General features: G+C 56.3%; 7 protein-coding genes. All 7 read left to right on the top strand.

All coding sequences use genetic code 11. The features are described from left to right. The first annotated feature begins 3,202 nt into the window (after positions 1–3,202). The 7 genes from C8275_RS13875 to C8275_RS13840 all read left to right on the top strand — a co-directional run bounded on the left by C8275_RS13875 (position 3,203) and on the right by C8275_RS13840 (position 19,290). A complete protein-coding gene (locus tag C8275_RS13875) occupies positions 3,203–3,739 on the top strand; it encodes a hypothetical protein (protein ID WP_106625602.1) in 537 nt (178 codons plus the stop codon). A 962-nt stretch (positions 3,740–4,701) separates the two neighbouring features. Then, positions 4,702–6,789 carry a glycoside hydrolase family 127 protein gene (locus C8275_RS13865; protein ID WP_106625600.1) on the top strand — a complete coding sequence of 696 codons (2,088 nt, stop codon included), beginning with the start codon at positions 4,702–4,704 and terminating at the stop codon, positions 6,787–6,789. Positions 6,790–6,812: 23 nt separating this feature from the next. Continuing rightward, complete coding sequence (locus C8275_RS13860; RefSeq protein WP_106625599.1) at positions 6,813–8,630, top strand: right-handed parallel beta-helix repeat-containing protein; 1,818 nt, start codon at positions 6,813–6,815, stop codon at positions 8,628–8,630. Positions 8,631–8,659: 29 nt separating this feature from the next. Beyond that, positions 8,660–10,027: an MFS transporter gene (locus tag C8275_RS13855; protein ID WP_106625598.1), complete on the top strand. Its 1,368-nt coding sequence runs from the start codon at positions 8,660–8,662 to the stop codon at positions 10,025–10,027. Further along, positions 10,011–12,164, top strand: coding sequence for an alpha-L-rhamnosidase C-terminal domain-containing protein (locus C8275_RS13850; RefSeq protein ID WP_106625597.1), 2,154 nt, complete (start codon positions 10,011–10,013; stop codon positions 12,162–12,164). Before C8275_RS13855 ends, C8275_RS13850 begins: the two co-directional genes overlap by 17 nt. A gap of 26 nt (positions 12,165–12,190) precedes the next feature. Further along, entirely contained in the window at positions 12,191–14,887 is a 2,697-nt protein-coding gene (locus tag C8275_RS13845; protein WP_106625596.1) for a glycoside hydrolase family 20 zincin-like fold domain-containing protein, read from the top strand. Positions 14,888–15,105: 218 nt separating this feature from the next. Beyond that, positions 15,106–19,290 carry a malectin domain-containing carbohydrate-binding protein gene (locus C8275_RS13840; RefSeq protein ID WP_199881942.1) on the top strand — a complete coding sequence of 1,395 codons (4,185 nt, stop codon included), beginning with the start codon at positions 15,106–15,108 and terminating at the stop codon, positions 19,288–19,290. Positions 19,291–19,297 lie beyond the last annotated feature (7 nt).

Here is a 19,297-nt window from a genome sequence, read left to right as displayed (position 1 = left end):
TGCCCCAGATAACGTACAATCCCGCAACGGGGGAACTGGAGACGACGGATGCCGACGGGAATCCGCAGACCATCCGGCTCGATGTGCCGGCGAATGCCCCGTATGAGAGCATCTTCCCCCTGCTCGTCACCGACAGCAAGGGCAACAGCTATCAGGTCGGGACAACTGGAGGCAACACCCCGGATGATTCCGGGACTGCCCCGGATGGCACGGACGGCAAGGTCCGTCTCATGTGTGAACGCGTGGACCGTGTCGGCGACTTCAACCCGGAATCACTCTCCAGCAAGTACGGCTATGTACGCTTCGAGCGTGGAGAGGGTGAATATGCCTTCGATGACGGAAAGGAGAAGTGGTATCAGAAGAGCGTCAAGGTGGACCGCTTCTACAAACCTTTTGCCAAGGGATATATCGCCCCCTGGAAGCTCGTTCCGGTCGGCGAGGAGGATGTCGTAACGGCCCGTTATGACGGGCTGAAGGACATCGACTTGACCAAGGTCCGCTTTGTGTCCGAGCCCAATACCACGGCCCTTCCTGCCCGGCTCAATGAGTCGGAGCAGTCCTGGACAGTCACCCTCCGTTCCGTAGCGTCAGGCTCCGGTTACGAGGTCTTTGCCGTCTACGATGGGGCTGTCATCGGCAAGCTCCGTGTGGTGAGCTATGCCCGTCAGCAGCACAAGGTCACTCTGGTCCCCATCAATGAGGCGAAGTTGGACAAGGTCGCCATTGAGAGGGAGCTCAATGCCATCTATCATCCAGCCGGCGTCCGGTTCACCGTCGATGTGGATGAGAGCCTGCGCGGCAACTACGACTGGGAAGTGGAGAGTGAGAAGGACGGCCTGCTCAGCACGGTTGGCAAGTCCTTCTGGGGATATGAGAAGGAACTCAAGGAGAGCACCGAGATGCTCAACCTGCAGCAGACGTACCAGGAACAAGCCGGCACACTCGACGGTCTCTACCTCTTTGTGCTGGACGGTGCCAAAGGCCTGGAGGACGAGAAGGACGGTCTGCAGGGTGAAATGCCCCGTAAGAGCCGGTTCGGATACATCTTCGCCGGTAACAGCCCGAATACGGATGCGCTTGCCCGTACCATTGCCCATGAAGTGGGTCACGGTCTCTTCACCCTGCAGCACACCTTCGACGGGGAATACGGTGGCAGGAAGTCCCAAGGGAAGACCTACAACCTGATGGACTACACTCCGGGAGCAAGAGAGCTTGCCGCCTTCCAGTGGAACGTCATGGCCAATCCGGCGGTGTTCACGGCGATGGACAAGGCCACACAGACACAAAGCCACAATGTAGAAATCAAGAAGCTGCTGGACTGGATAAAGAGTAACAGGTCAAGATCGGGAGTTCCCTACCGTAAAGATGACTATTACAAAGGATTCAGTCTGTTTGATGTTTCCATCAGCACGGTTGTGTCGGAGAAACGGAGTATTCAGCTCTATGCTGAATTAGGAAGCGACGGCATCGTAGACTTCTCGGTTAACGAAAAGAATGTCACCAATTCGATTAACTATGAACTGGACTTTGACAATAAATTCCACACAGGCTTCAACCTGATTTTCTCCTATTCAGAAAGGAAGAATGACAAGGAGAAAGCCATCCGGTTGTGGTGTTACAACTATGATGACTTTGCCTGTTTACTTGACTATTTAGGCTATCAGGTATCACAAAAGACTATTATTGATCTGTACCACAAGGCCTTGACCGGAGCTGGCGAGGATTGCGATAAGCTGGACCTTGTCTATGAGACGGCTCCGGGTTTCGTATTGGACACGCTCGACGATGACAGGTTGCTGCAGCACCTGACGACATTGGCCGGTTGTGACATGTCCAATCGGGTGATGCAGACCTTGGTCGGCTGGCAGTTTGATACGGATGAGGAAAAAGCCGCACTGAATATTCTCTCCCACATCAACAATCAGGCAAGGCTGTATGACTATCTGGAAGCCCACCCACAAACAACCATTGACCTGTACAATAAAATAGACAGTGAGGAGAACCGGCGCCTTTTGCTGAATAAGATACTGGAATCCTTCAGTGCCCATTGGAAAGAGACACCTGAGGGAATCGCTTCGTACTATAAGAAAGAGAATATTTTCTTCCTTACCGAAGGCATACAGCATCACGGACAACTGAATAACCGTATGCTTGACTTGTGGAGCAACAGAGGCAGTGGATTCCCGGTACAGTTTGTACAGGTTACACCGAGAGTCTCCCACAATCCCCTGTCACCCGTTTACCTGCTCTTCACGCAAGAGCAGAATGTGAACGAAAATCAATATTCGGCTGTCCCGGCTATCTACATGTACCATCTTGCTGCCGAGCAGGAAGCAAAACGCATGGAGGCAGCCGTTAGCTGGTCCTTGCAATCCATAGCCGTTTACGGGTCGACTTACACGCTACTGAGCAGCACGGGAAAGATAGCCCGTACGATAGCCTGGACCGGCTTGCTGAATGATGCTACGCATCTGTTCTTTGATAACTCATCCCTGCGAACCTACATTGAGACGCAATCCTGGGGTGAAGACTTTATCAAAGCCTACTCTGCCCTGAGCATGGGTATTGATGTTGCCAACATTGCGCAGGGTAGCTTGCTGGCTGTCAATAACCATGCTTTCAGTGTGCGCAGGGTTTTGGTGGAGAACAAGGTTGCACAGAAGGAACTCAAGGAGTTTGATGCGCTTGTGGAGAAAGCCGCCAAGGCTAAAAATGCCTCGAAAAATATTTCTAAACTTGTTGATAAACTCGATTTAGGGCAATTTGTAAAGAAAATAGGCGATTATGAAGTGTATGAAAATGGTGAAGTCTTTTACAGAACAATGTCTAAAGAACACTACGAAGAACTTCTAAAAACTAATAGAATGTTAGGCACAGGCGAAACGACCACTTCACCCAATATAATTTTTTCTGAAGATTATGAGGGCTATCTTGTTAAATTCAAGATGAAGGAAGGAACTATAGATGAACTAAGATTGATAGGTATTACAGATGGAAATCCTTTGGTAAAAAGGCAATTTGGAGAAATGCCTACGAATTCTGAAATAGGTGGTAATTGGAATAAATCAAGAGCTCGTTTTAAAGTAGAAACGGTAAAAGAAACAAAATCTAAACAAGTGAATATAGCATTAGGGCAAGGAAAGGCTCTTGATATTTTCAATAATAATATAATAGAATATCAACTAATTAAAATCATAAAGAAATGACCGAATCAGAAAAAAATATTATTCTTGATTTTGTATCTTCTAAGATTCCTCTTGATGATTTTTATCAAAAAATGCCTCAATATAAAAACGAAGATTACATAATCAAAAATTATAATGAGATTATCTCAAATAGAGATTGTGATGCATTGTGTTATTTGAGACTTGTACCTATTAGAAATATAAAGTCTTTTGAAAATGTTTACAAGAAATTATTGCTTGAAGATTGGCATATAGAGCATGAAGATATTGTAGGTTCTTTTCAATGGCATTTTAATAAAAATGTTGCAAATATATCTTTGCTATTAGAAGCATTAATCAAGATACCTAAATACCTTCAAGAAGATGTAGTAACTAAATATTCTTATATAAAAAAGATTATCTATGCAATTGGTGCTCAACCTCAGCCAGAAAGTCTCTCTGCATTAGAGAAATTAGCTGCAGAAACAAGCGACGAAAAGATAAAAGAACTAGCACTGCATCAGTTAGAAAAGAGGAAAAGATTGGGCCGTTGGGAGCAAAAGACGAACAAATGAAAAATCCTAACTAGAATAAGCAGAAAATGTTGGGAAAATATGACTATGAAGCAGAAACATTATACATAAAAAGAGCGGGAGAAGACTATACCTACTTTGATTTGGGAGAGGATGGGTGGGATGAAGCGTATAATATCGTCCAAAGCAATGATGAGATGTGGCGGATAAACAAGGCGTTTATTCTAAATATGTCCACCCCATATTGTTGATGCCATCGGTTCGACGATGCCTAATTCCGTCCAATCAATCAAAAATGTAGGGGCGCCCGGTCTGGTCGCCCGGTCCAACAAACGACTGCTACACACAAACGTCCGGTCCAATCCTGATTGTTTTTCCGCATTCATACATAGCGGTGGACAATGAACCCTGCGGCGTGTGTATCGGGCGACCCGACCGGTCGCCCCTACATTCGTTTGCATGCATTCGTGTGATTATTGATAGAATATGTCCACCCCATATTGTTGATGCCATCAGTTCGACGATGCCCAATTCCGTCCAATCAATCAAAATATAGGGGCGACCGGTCTGGTCGCCCGGTCCAACAAACGACTGTCACACACAAATGTCCGGTCCAATCCTGATTGTTTTCCCTGCATTTATATATAACGGTGGACAATTGACCGTGCGGCGTGTGTATCGGGCGACCCGACCGGTCGCCCCTACATTCGTTTGCATGCATTTACGGTATTACCGATGGAATATGTCCACCCCATATTGTTGATGCCATCAGTTCAGCGATGCCCAATTCCGTCCAATCACCATCCTTCCCCACGCCGCACATAACAATTAAGATTGACGGGCGCAACAATAACTTGAGCAGAGAGGCAGGCGGGGCAACGTCCGTGGCATCCATCTATCCCGAAAAGTAAAGAAAAGAACAAAAGAATCCTTTTATGCTTCCTTTATCCATATATTTTATTATATATTTGCACGTTAATCTATGAAACTAATACTATAATACTATGATAAAAAGACTATTCTCTACAGTCGCACTGGCTACGTGCGTAGTCGGGGCTGCCCTTTCACAAACAGGCGGACTGACTGATATGGCGCACAGTAAGTATGCGAAAATGGTTAACACACCCCTCGGTGCCGTGAAGTGGACCGGAGGCTTCTGGGGGGAACGATTCAATGTCTATAGCAACACTTCCTTGCAGAGCATGTGGGCAACCTGGAGCAATCCGGACATCTCGCACGGCTTCCGTAATTTCGAAATCGCTGCCGGAACGTGTGAGGGCGAACACTGGGGACCTCCCTTCCACGACGGCGACATGTATAAATGGCTGGAGGCTGTGGCTGCCGTCTATGCCGTCAACAAAGACCCCGAACTGGATGCCCTGATGGACAAGTTCATCGAACAGGTGGTGAAGGCACAGCGTGCCGATGGATACATCCACACACCGGTCATCATCGAAGAGCGAAACAAGGGCATCGATACACACAGCGAACACCGCGACCAGACCGTCATCGGTACAAAGGTCGGAGCGGAAGACGAGAAGGGGGCTTTTGCCAACCGACTGAACTTCGAAACCTACAACCTGGGTCACCTCATGATGGCGGGCATCACCCACTATCGCGCCACGGGTAAGCGTACCCTGTTTGACGCAGCCATCAAGGCGACCGATTTCCTTTGCCATTTCTATGAGACAGCGTCTGCCGAACTGGCACGCAACGCCATCTGCCCGTCGCACTACATGGGTGTGGTGGAGATGTACCGCGCCACAGGCAATCCCCGCTACCTGGAGCTGTCGAAAAACCTCATTGACATCCGCGGCATGGTGGAGAACGGGACCGACGACAACCAGGACCGCATCCCCTTCCGTGAACAATACAATGCCATGGGACATGCCGTGCGTGCCAACTACCTCTATGCCGGCGTGGCTGACGTGTATGCCGAGACCGGAGAGGCACAGCTGATGAAGAACCTGACGAGCATCTGGAACGACATCGTCAACCGCAAGATGTATGTCACCGGTGCATGTGGGGCGCTCTACGACGGCACATCGCCCGACGGCACCTGCTACGAGCCTGACAGCATCCAGAAGGTGCATCAGAGTTACGGACGTGCCTACCAGCTGCCCAACAGCACGGCGCACAACGAGACCTGTGCCAACATCGGCAACATGCTCTTCAACTGGCGGATGCTCGAGAGCACGGGCGACGCCAAGTATGCCGACATCGTGGAGACGGCACTCTACAACAGCGTGCTGAGCGGGGTGAGCCTCGACGGTAAACGCTACTTCTACACCAACCCCCTGCGTCTGAGCGACGATTTCCCCTATACCCTGCGCTGGCCGCGCGAACGTCAGGAGTACATCAGCTGCTTCTGCTGTCCGCCGAACACGCTGCGCACCATCTGCGAAGCACAGAACTATGCCTACACCGTGAGCGAGAATGCCCTGTGGTGCAACCTCTACGGGCAGAGCGAACTGACGACCAAGCTGGGCAAGCACGACCTGGAAGTGTCTCAGGTGACGGGCTATCCCTATGACGGGAAGGTGATGCTGACCTTCCGTGCCGTCCCCAAGAAGCAGGAGATGGCGCTCCACCTGCGTATCCCTGCCTGGTGTGACCGTGCCACGGTGAAGGTCAACGGAGAGGCGGTCGACGTGCCGGTGAAGGCGAATACGTATGCCACACTCAACCGTGTCTGGAAGAAGGGCGACGTGGTGGAACTCGACATGGAGATGCGCGTGAAGCTGATGGAGTCCAATCCGCTGGTGGAGGAGACCCGCAACCAGGTGGTGGTGAAGCGTGGTCCGCTGGTCTACTGTCTGGAAGGCATGGATGTGGCTGACGGACGCCGTATCGACGACGTGCTGATTCCCTCCACGATTCAGTTCATCCCGACGGAAATCACCATTGACGGCAGCAAGATGATTGCCCTCGACGGTGAAGCACGCCTGATGGACGAGGCTTCGTGGGACAATGTGCTCTACCGGGAGGTGGGCAAGGCTGACCGTACGGTGAAAATCCGCCTGATTCCTTACTTCGCCTGGGGCAACCGGGGCAAGTCGGAGATGACGGTGTGGATGCCGTTGGCAAAATGAAACTTAACTACCTTAAATATATTATGAGACATTTCTTATCGATTGTGTTGCTGTCGGCAAGTGTCAGCTTGTCGGCTGCCGACATCTGGGTGTCGCCCCGTGGCAACGATGCCAACGACGGAACAAAGGAACAGCCGAAGGCGACGCTGACGGCTGCCTTGCGCCAGGCACGCGAGTTGCGTCGGCTGGACGACCCCTCGGTGAAAGACGGGGTGACCATCCACCTGGCTGCGGGCGTACATGCGGTCTATGAGCCGGTGTTCATCCGTCCGGAGGACAGCGGGACAGCGGCTGCTCCGACCGTCATCCAGGGAGAGGACGGTGCTTCCATCAGCGGAGGTGTGACCCTGACGGGGTGGAAGCGGCAGGGCAAGCTGTGGGTGGCAGACGTGCCGACGTTCAACGGACGTCCGCTGGACTTCCGCCAGTTGTGGGTCAACGGAGTGAAAGCCGTCCGTGCCCGCGACGTGGACGATTTTGAGCAGATGTACCGCATCCGCAGTGTCGACAAGCAGGAGCGGGTGCTCTGGGTGCCTGCCGAGGCGGTGAAGAAGGTGATGAAGGCGCCCTATGCCGAGATGGTGCTCCACGAGATGTGGTGCGTGGCGAATCTGCGTATCAAGTCCATCGAGGTGCGTGGCGATTCGGCAGGTGTGCGCTTCCACGACCCGGAGAGCCGCATCCAGTTCGAACATCCCTGGCCCAGTCCGATGGTCACTACTGACGGACATAACTCGGCGTTCTATCTGACCAATGCCCGTGAGCTGCTCGACCGTCCCGGTGAGTGGTATCACGACATCGATACCCGCAAGGTCTACTATTATCCCCGTGAAGGCGAGGACATGCGTTCGGCGGAGGCGGTCGTCCCGGCAGTGGAGACTCTGGTACAGGTGCTGGGCACCATCGACCGTCCGGTGCAGAACGTGCAGTTCAGAAACGTGGACTTCCACTACACCACGTGGATGCGTCCCTCGTTGCAGGGCCATGTGCCCCTGCAGGCAGGTATGTACATGACCGACGGCTACCGCATCACACCGAAGATGATACGCAACTACAACAACCACAAGCTGGACAACCAGGGCTGGCTGGGACGTCCCGGAACGGCAGTGAGCGTGCGTTTTGCCGACGGCATCGACTTCCTGGGCTGCGACTTCGAGCACCTGGGTTCTACCGGACTGGACTATGTGGAAGGCACGAGAGGCGGACTGGTGGAGGACTGTCTCTTCCGCGACATTGCCGGCAACGGTCTGGTGTTGGGCAGCTTCTCACCGGCAGCCCACGAGACCCATCAGCCCTATGACCCTGCAGACCGTCGGGAGCTCTGCACCTTCCAGACCGTCCGCAACAACCTCTTCACCGACGTGACCAACGAGGACTGGGGCTGCGTGGCGATTGCCGCAGGCTATGTGGCGGACATCACCATCGAGCACAACGAAATCAACGAGGTCTCCTACACCGGCATCAGCCTGGGCTGGGGCTGGACACAGACGGTGAACTGCATGCGCAACAACGTCGTGCGTGCCAACCTAATTCACCATTATGCCAAGCACATGTATGACACCGCAGGCATCTACACCCTGGGTGCACAGCCCAAGAGCTACGTGGTGGAGAACGTGGTGCACAGCATCTACACGCCCGGCTATGCGCACGACCCGAACCACTGGTTCTATCTCTACACCGACGAGGGGTCGTCGTTCATCACCGTGAAGGACAACTGGACCGAAGGGGAGAAGTTCCTCAAGAATGCCAACGGACCGGGCAATGTGTGGGAGAACAACGGACCGATGGTCAGCGACAGCATCAAGGCAAGAGCCGGCCTGCTCCGACCAATTGAAAGATAAGCCAATCGAACAATCACAGTACAAACGAAATGAAAAACCAAAAAGGAAGTCTGAAGAGCACCATTGCCGTGTCATTGACCAACTACCTGGACGCCGGAGCCATCGTTGCCGGTGCCAGTGGTCTGACGCTGTGGCAGAGCTACCTCGGCCTGACCGAGGGGCATCTGGGCTGGCTCAATGCCATCAGTGCCAACTGTCTGGGCGCTGCCATCGGTGCCATCATCGGCGGATTCCTCGCCGACAAGTACGGGCGCAAAGCCATTTATACCTATAATATGCTGGTCTACATGCTGGGCGTGGCGCTCATCGTCATCTCGGTGAACTTCCCCATGCTGCTGGCGGGATTCCTGGTGACCGGAATCTCGGTCGGCGTCGGGGTACCGGCATCGTGGACCTACATCTCCGAGAACTCTGAAGTGAATAACCGTGGCCGCAACATCGGCATCTCCCAGATGGCATGGGGCGTAGGTCCCACCATCATCCTGATTCTGGGCATGCTGCTGGCTCCGCCGACGGGCGACGGCACGAGCGGTATCCTCTTCGGCTGGGTGGAGTCGCTGGCTGAGGCCGTGAGCGGCGGTACACTGACGGGGGCTGCCCTGAATGTCTTCAGTAGCCGCATCGTGTTCGCGTCGCTCTTCATCGTCGCGTTCATCGCCTGGCTGCTGCAACGCCGTCTGAACGAGTCGGAAGAGTGGAAGGCTGCCAAGTCTGCCGCCGGGGCCGGGAACAAGCAGGGCGGCACGTTTGCCTCCTTCGGCACATTGCTGACCAACAAGGTGAACATCCGCACCATGATTTTCCTCGCCGGCATCTACCTGACGTGGAACCTCGTCAGCTCGGTGATGGGCTTCTTCCAGCAGCACATCTACGAGACGGCTGGCGGACTCTCGAACGTGCATGCCAACATGCTCTCTGCCGCCCAGTGGATTATCATCATCTTTGCCACCCTTGCCTTCTCGATGGTTGTGGACAAGGTCAACCAGCGCTGGCTCTACTGCTTCGGTGTGGGCATGGGCGTACTGGCATGGTTCATCATCGTGGCAATCGGCATCAAGAGCCTGTCGGGTCTGCTGTTCTTCACCCTGCTGTGGGCGATTCAGGCTGGTGTCTCCGTGCAGGCGTTCTATGCGTTGTGGGCATCGGAGCTGTTCCCTGCCAAATACCGGGCGGCGGCACAGGGCATCATGTTCTTCGTGGTGCGCGGTCTGTCTGCCGTGTGGGGACTTTGCTTTGTCTACATCTACGGCGAGAACGGGGAAGGCTTCTACCGCGCCTCCTACATCATGATAGGCCTCTTGATGGTGTCGTTGCTGGTCGGTACGATCTGGACACCGAAGACACGCGGGAAGACACTGGAGCAAATAACCAAAGAACGATATGGCGATGAAGAATAAGAGTACATGGATATGGTATCCGGGCGACTATGAAATCTGGCTGGGCAACCGCATGAACAGCCGTCGCACGGAGCGCGGAGCTTTCTTCCCTCCTTTCTGGAAGATGGACAGCCACTATGTGACCGTGGAGTTCAGCAAGACGCTTGATCTGGAGCAGGAAGAGGAGATTCGCATTGCTGCCGAGGGAACCTACAACATCAAGCTCGACGGCAAGTTGCAGTTCGGCATGCCTCGTGCCTTCCGGCTTCCTGCAGGCAGGCACCAGCTGAACATCAAAATCTGGAACCAGGCGACGCCGCCTGCCCTCTATGTCAGCGGACCGACGGTACACACCGACGGCACCTGGAAGGTGACCTACGAAGACAAGGAGTGGATTGACGAGAGCGGAAAGGCGAGCGACACGTCCGCCACGGTATACATGGATGCCGGACACTGGAACTTCGACGACCCGTCGCAGCGGCCGTCAGCCTTCCGGCTGGAACGCAAGCCGTTGCAACCCGTGACGACCTCTCCGGAGAACGGAGGCGTGCTGTACGACTTCGGACGGGAGACGTTCGGCTATGTCGTCCTGGAAGGCATTCATGGAACGGGCTGCCTGGACCTCTACTACGGGGAAAGCCCCGAAGAGGCCTGCGACACGGAACACTGCGAGACGCTCGACCGCCTGGAGGTCAACGGACAGCACATTGCCGACCTTGCCACGAACCGGACGGCGGAGCGCACCGACCGTTACGTGCTGGAGAGCAGCAAGGCGTTCCGCTACGTCTTCCTCAAGCCGACCGATGCGCTGAGCGTGGACCGCGTCGGCATGGAGTATGAGTTCCTGCCGGAGGACTACCGGGGCAGTTTCCGCTGCAACGACGAGGAGCTGAACCGCATCTGGGAGGTGGGAGCCTACACCATGCACCTCACCACGCGCGAGTTCTTCATCGACGGCATCAAGCGCGACCGTTGGGTGTGGAGCGGCGATGCCATCCAGAGCTACCTGATGAACTATTACCTCTTCTTCGACAGCGAGACAGTGAAGCGCACCATCTGGCTGTTGCGCGGCAAGGACCCCGTGACGAGCCACACCAACACCATCATGGACTACACCTTCTTCTGGTTCCTGAGCATCTATGATTACTATATGTACACCGGCGACCGCCACTTCGTGAGCCAGATTTATCCGCGCATGCAGACGATGATGGACTATGTGCTCGGACGTACCAATGCCGACGGCATGGTCGAAGGACTGACGGGCGACTGGGTGTTCGTCGACTGGGCGGACGGCTACCTGGACAAGCACGGCGAGCTTTCGTTCGAGCAGGTGCTCTTCTGCAAGAGCCTGGAGACGATGGCGCTCTGTGCCGGTCTGGCAGGCTGCACTGCCGACGTGCAGAAGTACGGCGAGCTGGCTTCCGCCTTGCGCGACAAGCTGATGCCCGCCTTCTGGGACGAGGCACGGCAGGCGTTGGTGCACAACCGCATCGGCGGCCGGCAGAGCGAAGCCGTGACCCGTTATGCCAACATGTTTGCCGTCTTCTTCGGTTACCTGACGCCGGAACAGCAGGAGGCAGTGAAACACTCCGTACTGCTCAACGACGCCATCCTGAAAATCACCACTCCCTACATGCGCTTCTACGAGCTGGAAGCCCTGTGTGCACTGGGCGAGCATGAGGCGGTGATGCGTGAGATGAAGGCCTATTGGGGCGGCATGCTCCGCGAAGGCGCCACCTCCTTCTGGGAGAAGTACAACCCCGCGGAGACGGGGACGCAGCATCTCTCCATGTACGGGCGGCCGTACGGCAAGAGCCTTTGCCATGCCTGGGGAGCCAGCCCCATCTACCTGCTGGGCAAGTATTACCTGGGCGTCCGTCCGCTGAAGCCCGGTTACGAAGAGTTCACCGTGACGCCGACGCTGGGCGGTCTGGAGTGGATGGAGGGCGCCGTGCCCACCCCGCAAGGTGAAATACGGGTACGCATGGATGCTGCCCAAATCCGTGTCCGGGCGACCGGAGGACAGGGCTACCTGTACTTCCGTTCGGAGAGACGGCCCGAGGCTTCCGTCGGTGTGGTGGAACACGTGGGCGGGGACCGCTACCGGGTACGCATCACCGGGACGGACGAAGTCATTGTCAACTATTCATCCAACTAGTACTAAAACGAACTATTTACAACCTTATGAACAAGTGCAAACTATTCGCTGCCTCGCTGATGGCAATCCTGCTCGCCGCCTGCGGTCAGGAGAAGATTATCGTCGTGGTGCCGCCGGGTGCCGGCAACCGTGTACAGTATGCCGGGGAACGCCTGGAGCGCATCCTGGATGCATCGGGCTATGATGCCTCCCTCACCGACCGTCTGCCCGAAGGAGACAACAAACATAAAGTCATCTCGCTCACGGTAAGTACTCAGGACAGTCTTAGGAAGGAAGGCTATACCATCACCACCGAAGGCAACGTGACCACCGTCTGCGGCAACGACCCGAGCGGTGTCATCTACGGAACGTGTGACCTGACGGACCGTCTGCAACACAACAGAGAGCTGGAGCTGCCCGACCAGGTGACCGATGCGCCCGAGATGGTGCTGCGCGGTACGTGCATCGGCGTGCAGAAGACCTACATCCTGCCCGGCTACCACGTGTACGAGTACCCCTACACGCCGGAGAACTTCCCTTGGTTCTATGACAAGGAACGCTGGATCAAGTACCTCGACATGCTGGTGGACAACCGCATGAACTCGCTCTACCTGTGGAACGGGCACCCCTTTGCCTCGCTGGTGAAGCTGGAGGACTATCCGTTTGCCGTCGAGGTGGACGAGGAGACCTTCAAGAAGAACGAGGAGATGTACAAGTTCCTGACCGAGGAAGCCGACAAACGGGGCATCTTCGTCATCCAGAAGTTCTACAACATCCTCGTGTCGAAGCCTTTTGCCGAACACTACGGCATCAAGACGCAGGACCGCAACCGCCCCATCACCCCGCTGCTGAGTGACTATACCCGCAAGAGCATTGCCGCCTTTGTGGAGAAGTATCCCAACGTCGGTCTGCTCGTCTGCCTGGGCGAGGCGATGGATACCTACGAGGACGATGTGGAGTGGTTCACCCAGACCATCATCCCCGGTGTGAAGGACGGACTGCAGGCACTGGGACGTACCGACGAACCGCCCATCCTGGTGCGTGCCCACGACACCAACTGCAAGATGGTGATGGATGCCGCCCTTCCGCTGTACAAGAACCTCTACACCATGCACAAGTATAACGGCGAGTCGCTGACGACCTACGAGCCGCGCGGACCCTGGGCACAGATACACAAGGACCTGAGCTCCCTCGGGTCGACACACATCGAGAACGTGCATGTGCTGGCGAACCTGGAGCCCTTCCGCTGGAGCTCGCCCGACTTCGTGGAGAAGACCGTACAGGCGATGCACGATGTGCACGGAGCCAACGCGCTGCACCTCTTCCCGCAGGCTTCCTACTGGGAGTATCCCTACACCGCCGACAAGCTGCCCGACGGACAGCGCGAGGAACAGCTCTACCGCGACTGGGCATGGTACAAGCTCTGGGGACGTTATGCCTGGAACTGCCGACGCGACCGCAACGGGGAGATGCAGTACTGGGACCGTGAGTTTGCCAACTTCTACGGACTGAGCGACGAACAGGGCGCGCTGGTGCGTGAGGCGTACGAACAGTCGGGCGAGATTGCCCCGAAGCTGCTCCGTCGCTTCGGCATCACCGAGGGCAACCGGCAGACCCTTCTGCTGGGCATGTTCGTCAGTCAGCTGGTCAACCCCTACAAGTATACCATCTACCCCGGCTTCTACGAGAGCTGCGGACCGGAAGGGGAGAAGCTCATCGAATACGTGGAGAAGGAATGGAAGAAGCAGCCCCACGTGGGCGAACTTCCGCTGGACGTCGTGAACGACTGTGCCGAGCGGGGCGACAAGGCAGTGGCTGCCATCGACCAGCTGGCGGGCAAGGCTACTGCCAACCAGGACGAGCTGGCACGCCTCATCAACGACATGCACTGCTACCGTGAATTCGCCTACTTCTTCAACTACAAGGTGAAGGCGGCCGAGCAGGTGCTGAACTACCAGTGGAGCAAGGACCTGAAGTACCTCGACGAGGTGGCGCCGCTGCTGGAGAAGAGCCTGGAGCACTACCGCAAGCTGGTGGACCTGACGAAGGACCGCTATCTCTACGCCAACAGCATGCAGACCGCCCAACGACGCATCCCCATCGGAGGCGATGACGGGAAGAACAAGACCTGGGAGGAGCTGCTGCCGCACTACGAAGCCGAGCTTGCCAACTTCCGCGGACACTTGCAGACACTGAAGGACAAGGCTGCCGGAAAAGTGACCGAGCAGGCTGCCGCCATTGAACCTTTGAAGCCTGCGGCAGTCCAAATGAAAAGTTCGCTGAAACCGGTGAAACTGGCTGAAGGCGCGGTCCTGATGAGCAACCTCGCTGCGAACAAGGTACAGGCGCTGGCTCCTGAACTGAAGGGACTCACGGCATACTGTGTCGACGGAGCTGCCCAACGGGAGGAAGGCACGAAGATTGAATTTGAGTGCCAGGCGCCCGTCAGCCTGTTGGTCGGCTATTTCAAGGACGACCAGAAGAAGTATGCCAAGGCACCCAAGCTGGAGACCGATGCGTCCGCCAACGAATACGGACAGGCAGAACCCGTGCTGACCAACGCCATCCATCTGGACAAGATGCCGCTGGCGAACATCCATGCCTACCGCTTTGAGGCTGGCAAGCACACCTTGCTGCTGCCGACAGGCATGGCTCTGGTCCTCGGCTTCACCGATTCCGCCATCACGACCCGCAATGCGGCACTTGACGGGACGGACGATGCCATGGACTGGCTGTTCTACTAAGCCACGGCAGTGCTGGCAGGGGATTGACATCTGCCAAGCCCGGGATTGACGCGGACATCATAGGGCATGTACGGACCAAAGTATAATACTTAGGCTGCCTAAGTATGATACTTAGGGGGTCTAAGTATTATACTTTGGTCCGTCTATCCCGTGCTTGTTGCAGACTGGTCCCCTGCTTTTACGCTGTCGGAACAAAGACTTGAATAAACGAAGAACGAATGAATAGACACTCATTATTACTGATGCTGATGACGGCGTTGTGCTGCTGGAATGTGCAGGCGCAGCGTCACGTGTCACAGGAGCGCATGGCGGAAGTCTATGAGGAGGCAAAGACTCCTTACAAATACGGCTTGGTCGTAGCTCCGACGAGCAACCATGCCAAGATTGACTGCCCGACGGTCTTCCGTGAGGGCGACAAGTGGTACATGACCTACGTCATTTACAATGGAAAGGAAGCCAAGGACGGGCGCGGGTATGAGACCTGGCTTGCCGAGAGCGACAACCTGTTGGAATGGAAGACACTGGGACGTGTCCTTTCCTACCGCGACGGCATGTGGGACAGCAACCAGCGTGCCGGATTCCCTGCACTGGTCGATATGGAGTGGGGCGGAAGCTATGCCCTCCAGCGTTACAAGGACCGGGCGTGGATGAGCTACTTCGGTGGAGAAGGGCGGGGCTATGAAGCCATCGAGGCGCCCTTGTCCATCGGTGTCGCATGGACCGAGGAGAGTCCTGCCGTTGCCCATGAGTGGGAGACGGGGAAGAAGCCCGTGATGACTCCCGGTGAAAAGAAGGCACAGTGGTGGGAACGGCTCACGCACTACAAGACCATGGTCTATTGGGACAAGGACGAGACCCTGGGGGCACCCTTCGTGATGTACTACAATGCCGGCGGCATCAACCCCGCCACGAACATCAAGGGCGAGCGCATCGGCATCGCGCTCTCGAAGAACATGAAGAAGTGGACCCGTTACGAGGGCAACCCGGTCTTCAGCCACGAGGCGCAGGGGACCATCACGGGCGATGCCCAGATTGTGAAGATGGGCGATGTCTATGTGATGTTCTACTTCTCCGCCTTCAATCCGAGCCGTCCTTACAAGGCATTCAATACGTTCGCCTGCAGTTATGACCTCGTGACGTGGGACGACTGGCAGGGCGATGACCTCATTTACCCCACGAAACCCTACGACGAGATGTTCGCCCACAAGAGCTATGTGGTGAAGCATGACGGCGTGGTCTATCACTTCTATTGCGCGGTCAACAACGCCGAGCAACGCGGCATTGCCGTGGCTACGAGCCGTCCGATGGGACGGTCGAAGGTGCACTTCCCGGAACCGGAGAGCAAGAAGCGACGCACGCTGGTCAACCTGGACAGCGACTGGACCACGTGGCTCCTCACGTCCGATGGCAAGGAGACGCAGCGTCACCGCGTCAACATCCCCCACAACTGGGACGACTACTACGGTTACCGTCAGCTGACGCACGGCAACCTGCACGGCACAGCCGGGTATGAGAAGCACTTCACGCTCGACCGGATTGAACCGGGCAAACGCTACTTCCTGCGCTTCGAGGGGGTGGGCACGTATGCCACCATCCGCCTGAACGGCAAGGACCTGGGGCGTCACCCCATCGGCCGTACGACCCTGACGCTCGATGTGACCGACGCCCTCGCTACGGAGAACACGCTGGAGGTGAAAGCCGAACATCCGGAGATGATTGCCGACATGCCGTGGGTGTGCGGAGGCTGCTCGTCGGAGTGGGGCTTCAGTGAAGGCTCGCAGCCCTTCGGTATCTTCCGTCCGGTGGTGCTGGAGGTGACCGACGAGGTGCGTATCGAGCCTTTCGGCGTGCACATCTGGCACGACGACGCCGTGAAGACGGTGTACATGGATACCGAGGTGACCAACTACGGCAGCGAGCCGCAGACCGTGCAGCTGGTGAACCGACTGAACAATGCCGACGGGGTACAGGTCTTCCGCCTTCCGGTGGAGGTGACCCTGCAACCCGGAGAGACCAAGGTGGTGCACCAGGAGTCGCCCATCGAGGACCCGATACGCTGGAGCACGGAGCGTCCTTACCTCTACGCCCTGGCAACGATGATAAAGCGCGGCACGGCTACGACCGACGAGATAACCACGCCCTTCGGCTTCCGTACGCTGAGCTGGCCGGTGAAGCGCAACGACGGCGACGGACGGTTCTACCTCAATGGCAAGCCGGTGTTCCTCAACGGCGTGTGCGAGTATGAGCACCAGTTCGGACAGAGTCACGCCTTCAGTCACGAACAGATTGCCTCGCGTGTGAAACAAATCAAGAATGCGGGCTTCAACGCCTTCCGTGATGCCCACCAACCGCATAACCTGGAATATCAGAAGTACTGGGACAAGGAGGGCATCCTGTGGTGGACGCAGCTCTCGGCACACATCTGGTACGACACGCCGGAGTTCCGCGAGAACTTCAAGACGATGCTCCGCCGCTGGGTGAAGGAGCGCCGCAACTCCCCGTCCGTGGTGATGTGGGGCTTGCAGAACGAGAGCACGCTGCCCAAGGCGTTTGCCGAGGAGTGTTGCGACATCATCCGCGAGATGGACCCGACCGCCCGCAACATGCGCATCATCACGACCTGCAACGGGGGTGACGGCACCGACTGGAACGTCATCCAGAACTGGAGCGGCACGTACGGTGGCGACATCTTCAAGTATGACCAGGAGCTGGCACAGCCCAACCAGCTGCTCAACGGCGAGTATGGCGGATGGCGCAGCATCGACCTGCATACGGAGCCGGGTGCTGCCGCTTCGGAAGGTATCTGGAGCGAGGAGCACATGTGCCACCTGATGGAGGTGAAGGTGCGCCTTGCCGAACAGGCGAAGGACAAGGTCTGCGGACACTTCCAGTGGATTTACAGCAGCCACGACAATCCCGGACGGCGTCAGCCCGACGAGGCGTACCGCAAGATAGACAAGGTCGGTCCGTTCAACTACAAGGGACTGGTCACGCCATGGGAAGAGCCGCTGGATGTCTATTATATGTACCGTTCCAACTACGTGAGCGCGAAGAAGGACCCGATGGTCTACATCGCCTCGCACACCTGGCCCGACCGGTTCACCGAACCGCGCCGTGCGACCATCGAGGTGTACAGCAACTGTGACTCCGTCCGTCTGTACAACGATGCGGGCGAAGAGGCCTTCCTGGGCTATAAGCTCAAGGGGGAAGTCGGGACCCATTTCATCTGGGCTTACCGCGACATCCGTTACAACGTCCTGCGTGCCGTGGGCTATTACCAGGGCAAGGCGGTAGCGGAAGACCTGATTGTGCTCAACAACCTGCCCGAAGCCCCCAACTTCGACCGGCTCTACCAGGATGCGAAGCCGTTGCTGAAGGCAGCTCCGGGCTATCACTACCTCTACCGGGTGAATTGCGGGGGAGACCAGTACGTCGACGAGTTCGGTCAGACGTGGGAGACGGATAACACCTACTTCTCCCATTCATGGGCGGAGGACTTCAAGGAGCTGAATCCCTACCTTGCCAGCCAGCGCACGACGAACGACCCCATCCGTGGCACGCGCGACTGGAAACTGTTCCAGTCCTTCCGTTTCGGACGTCACAAGCTGAACTACCGGTTTGAGGTGCCGAACGGCAAGTACCGGGTCGAGCTGTACTTCATCGAGCCGTGGCACGGTACGGGTGCGCCGCTGATTGATTGCGAAGGCATGCGCATCTTCGACGTGGCGGTCAACGGCAAGACCGTGATCGATGACCTCGATATCTGGGCGGAAGCCGGACACGACGGGGCATTCAAGCAGGTGGTCGAAGCCGAAGTGACCGACGGGAAGCTCGTCATCGACTTCCCCGAGGTGAAAGCCGGACAGGCGGTCATCTCGGCAATAGCCATCGCCACGGACAATGCGCTGGTGACGGTGCCTGCCCTTCCCGTCGGCAATGACTGGAGCTGGGAGAAGGCTGCCAGGGAGGTGCTGGTGAAGACCCCGAAGGAGCTGCTGCCCGAGGACAAGAATGCCCGTGTCAACGTGACGTACGAGGCAGAGGACGCCAAGGTGAGCGGCAACTACCAGGTGAAGGTCGTGAAGGACAAGAGCGGCATCTTCTTTGGCAAAGGGACGCGGAACCGCATCGAGTGGAAGGTCTCCACGGGCCTGGCGCAAGTCTATGCCTTGCGGTTCAAATACATGAACAGCACCGGCAAACCCATCCCGGTGAACATGAAGTTCATCGATGCCAAGGGCGTCGTGCTCAAGGACGACACGCTGAACTTCCCCGAGACACCGGAGAAGTGGCGTATGATGAGTACCACGACCGGGACGTTCATCAATGCCGGACATTACCGGGTGGTCATTACCGGCGACAACCTGGAAGGACTGGCATTCGAGGCATTGGACATACAATGACGCCGGT

Origin of the sequence: Bacteroides sp. Marseille-P3684 (genome assembly GCF_900291465.1) — a bacterium.
Lineage (GTDB): Bacteria > Bacteroidota > Bacteroidia > Bacteroidales > Bacteroidaceae > Phocaeicola_A.
The sequence above is the reverse complement of the archived record's forward strand: the minus strand, read 5'-3'. Positions and strand labels throughout refer to the sequence as shown.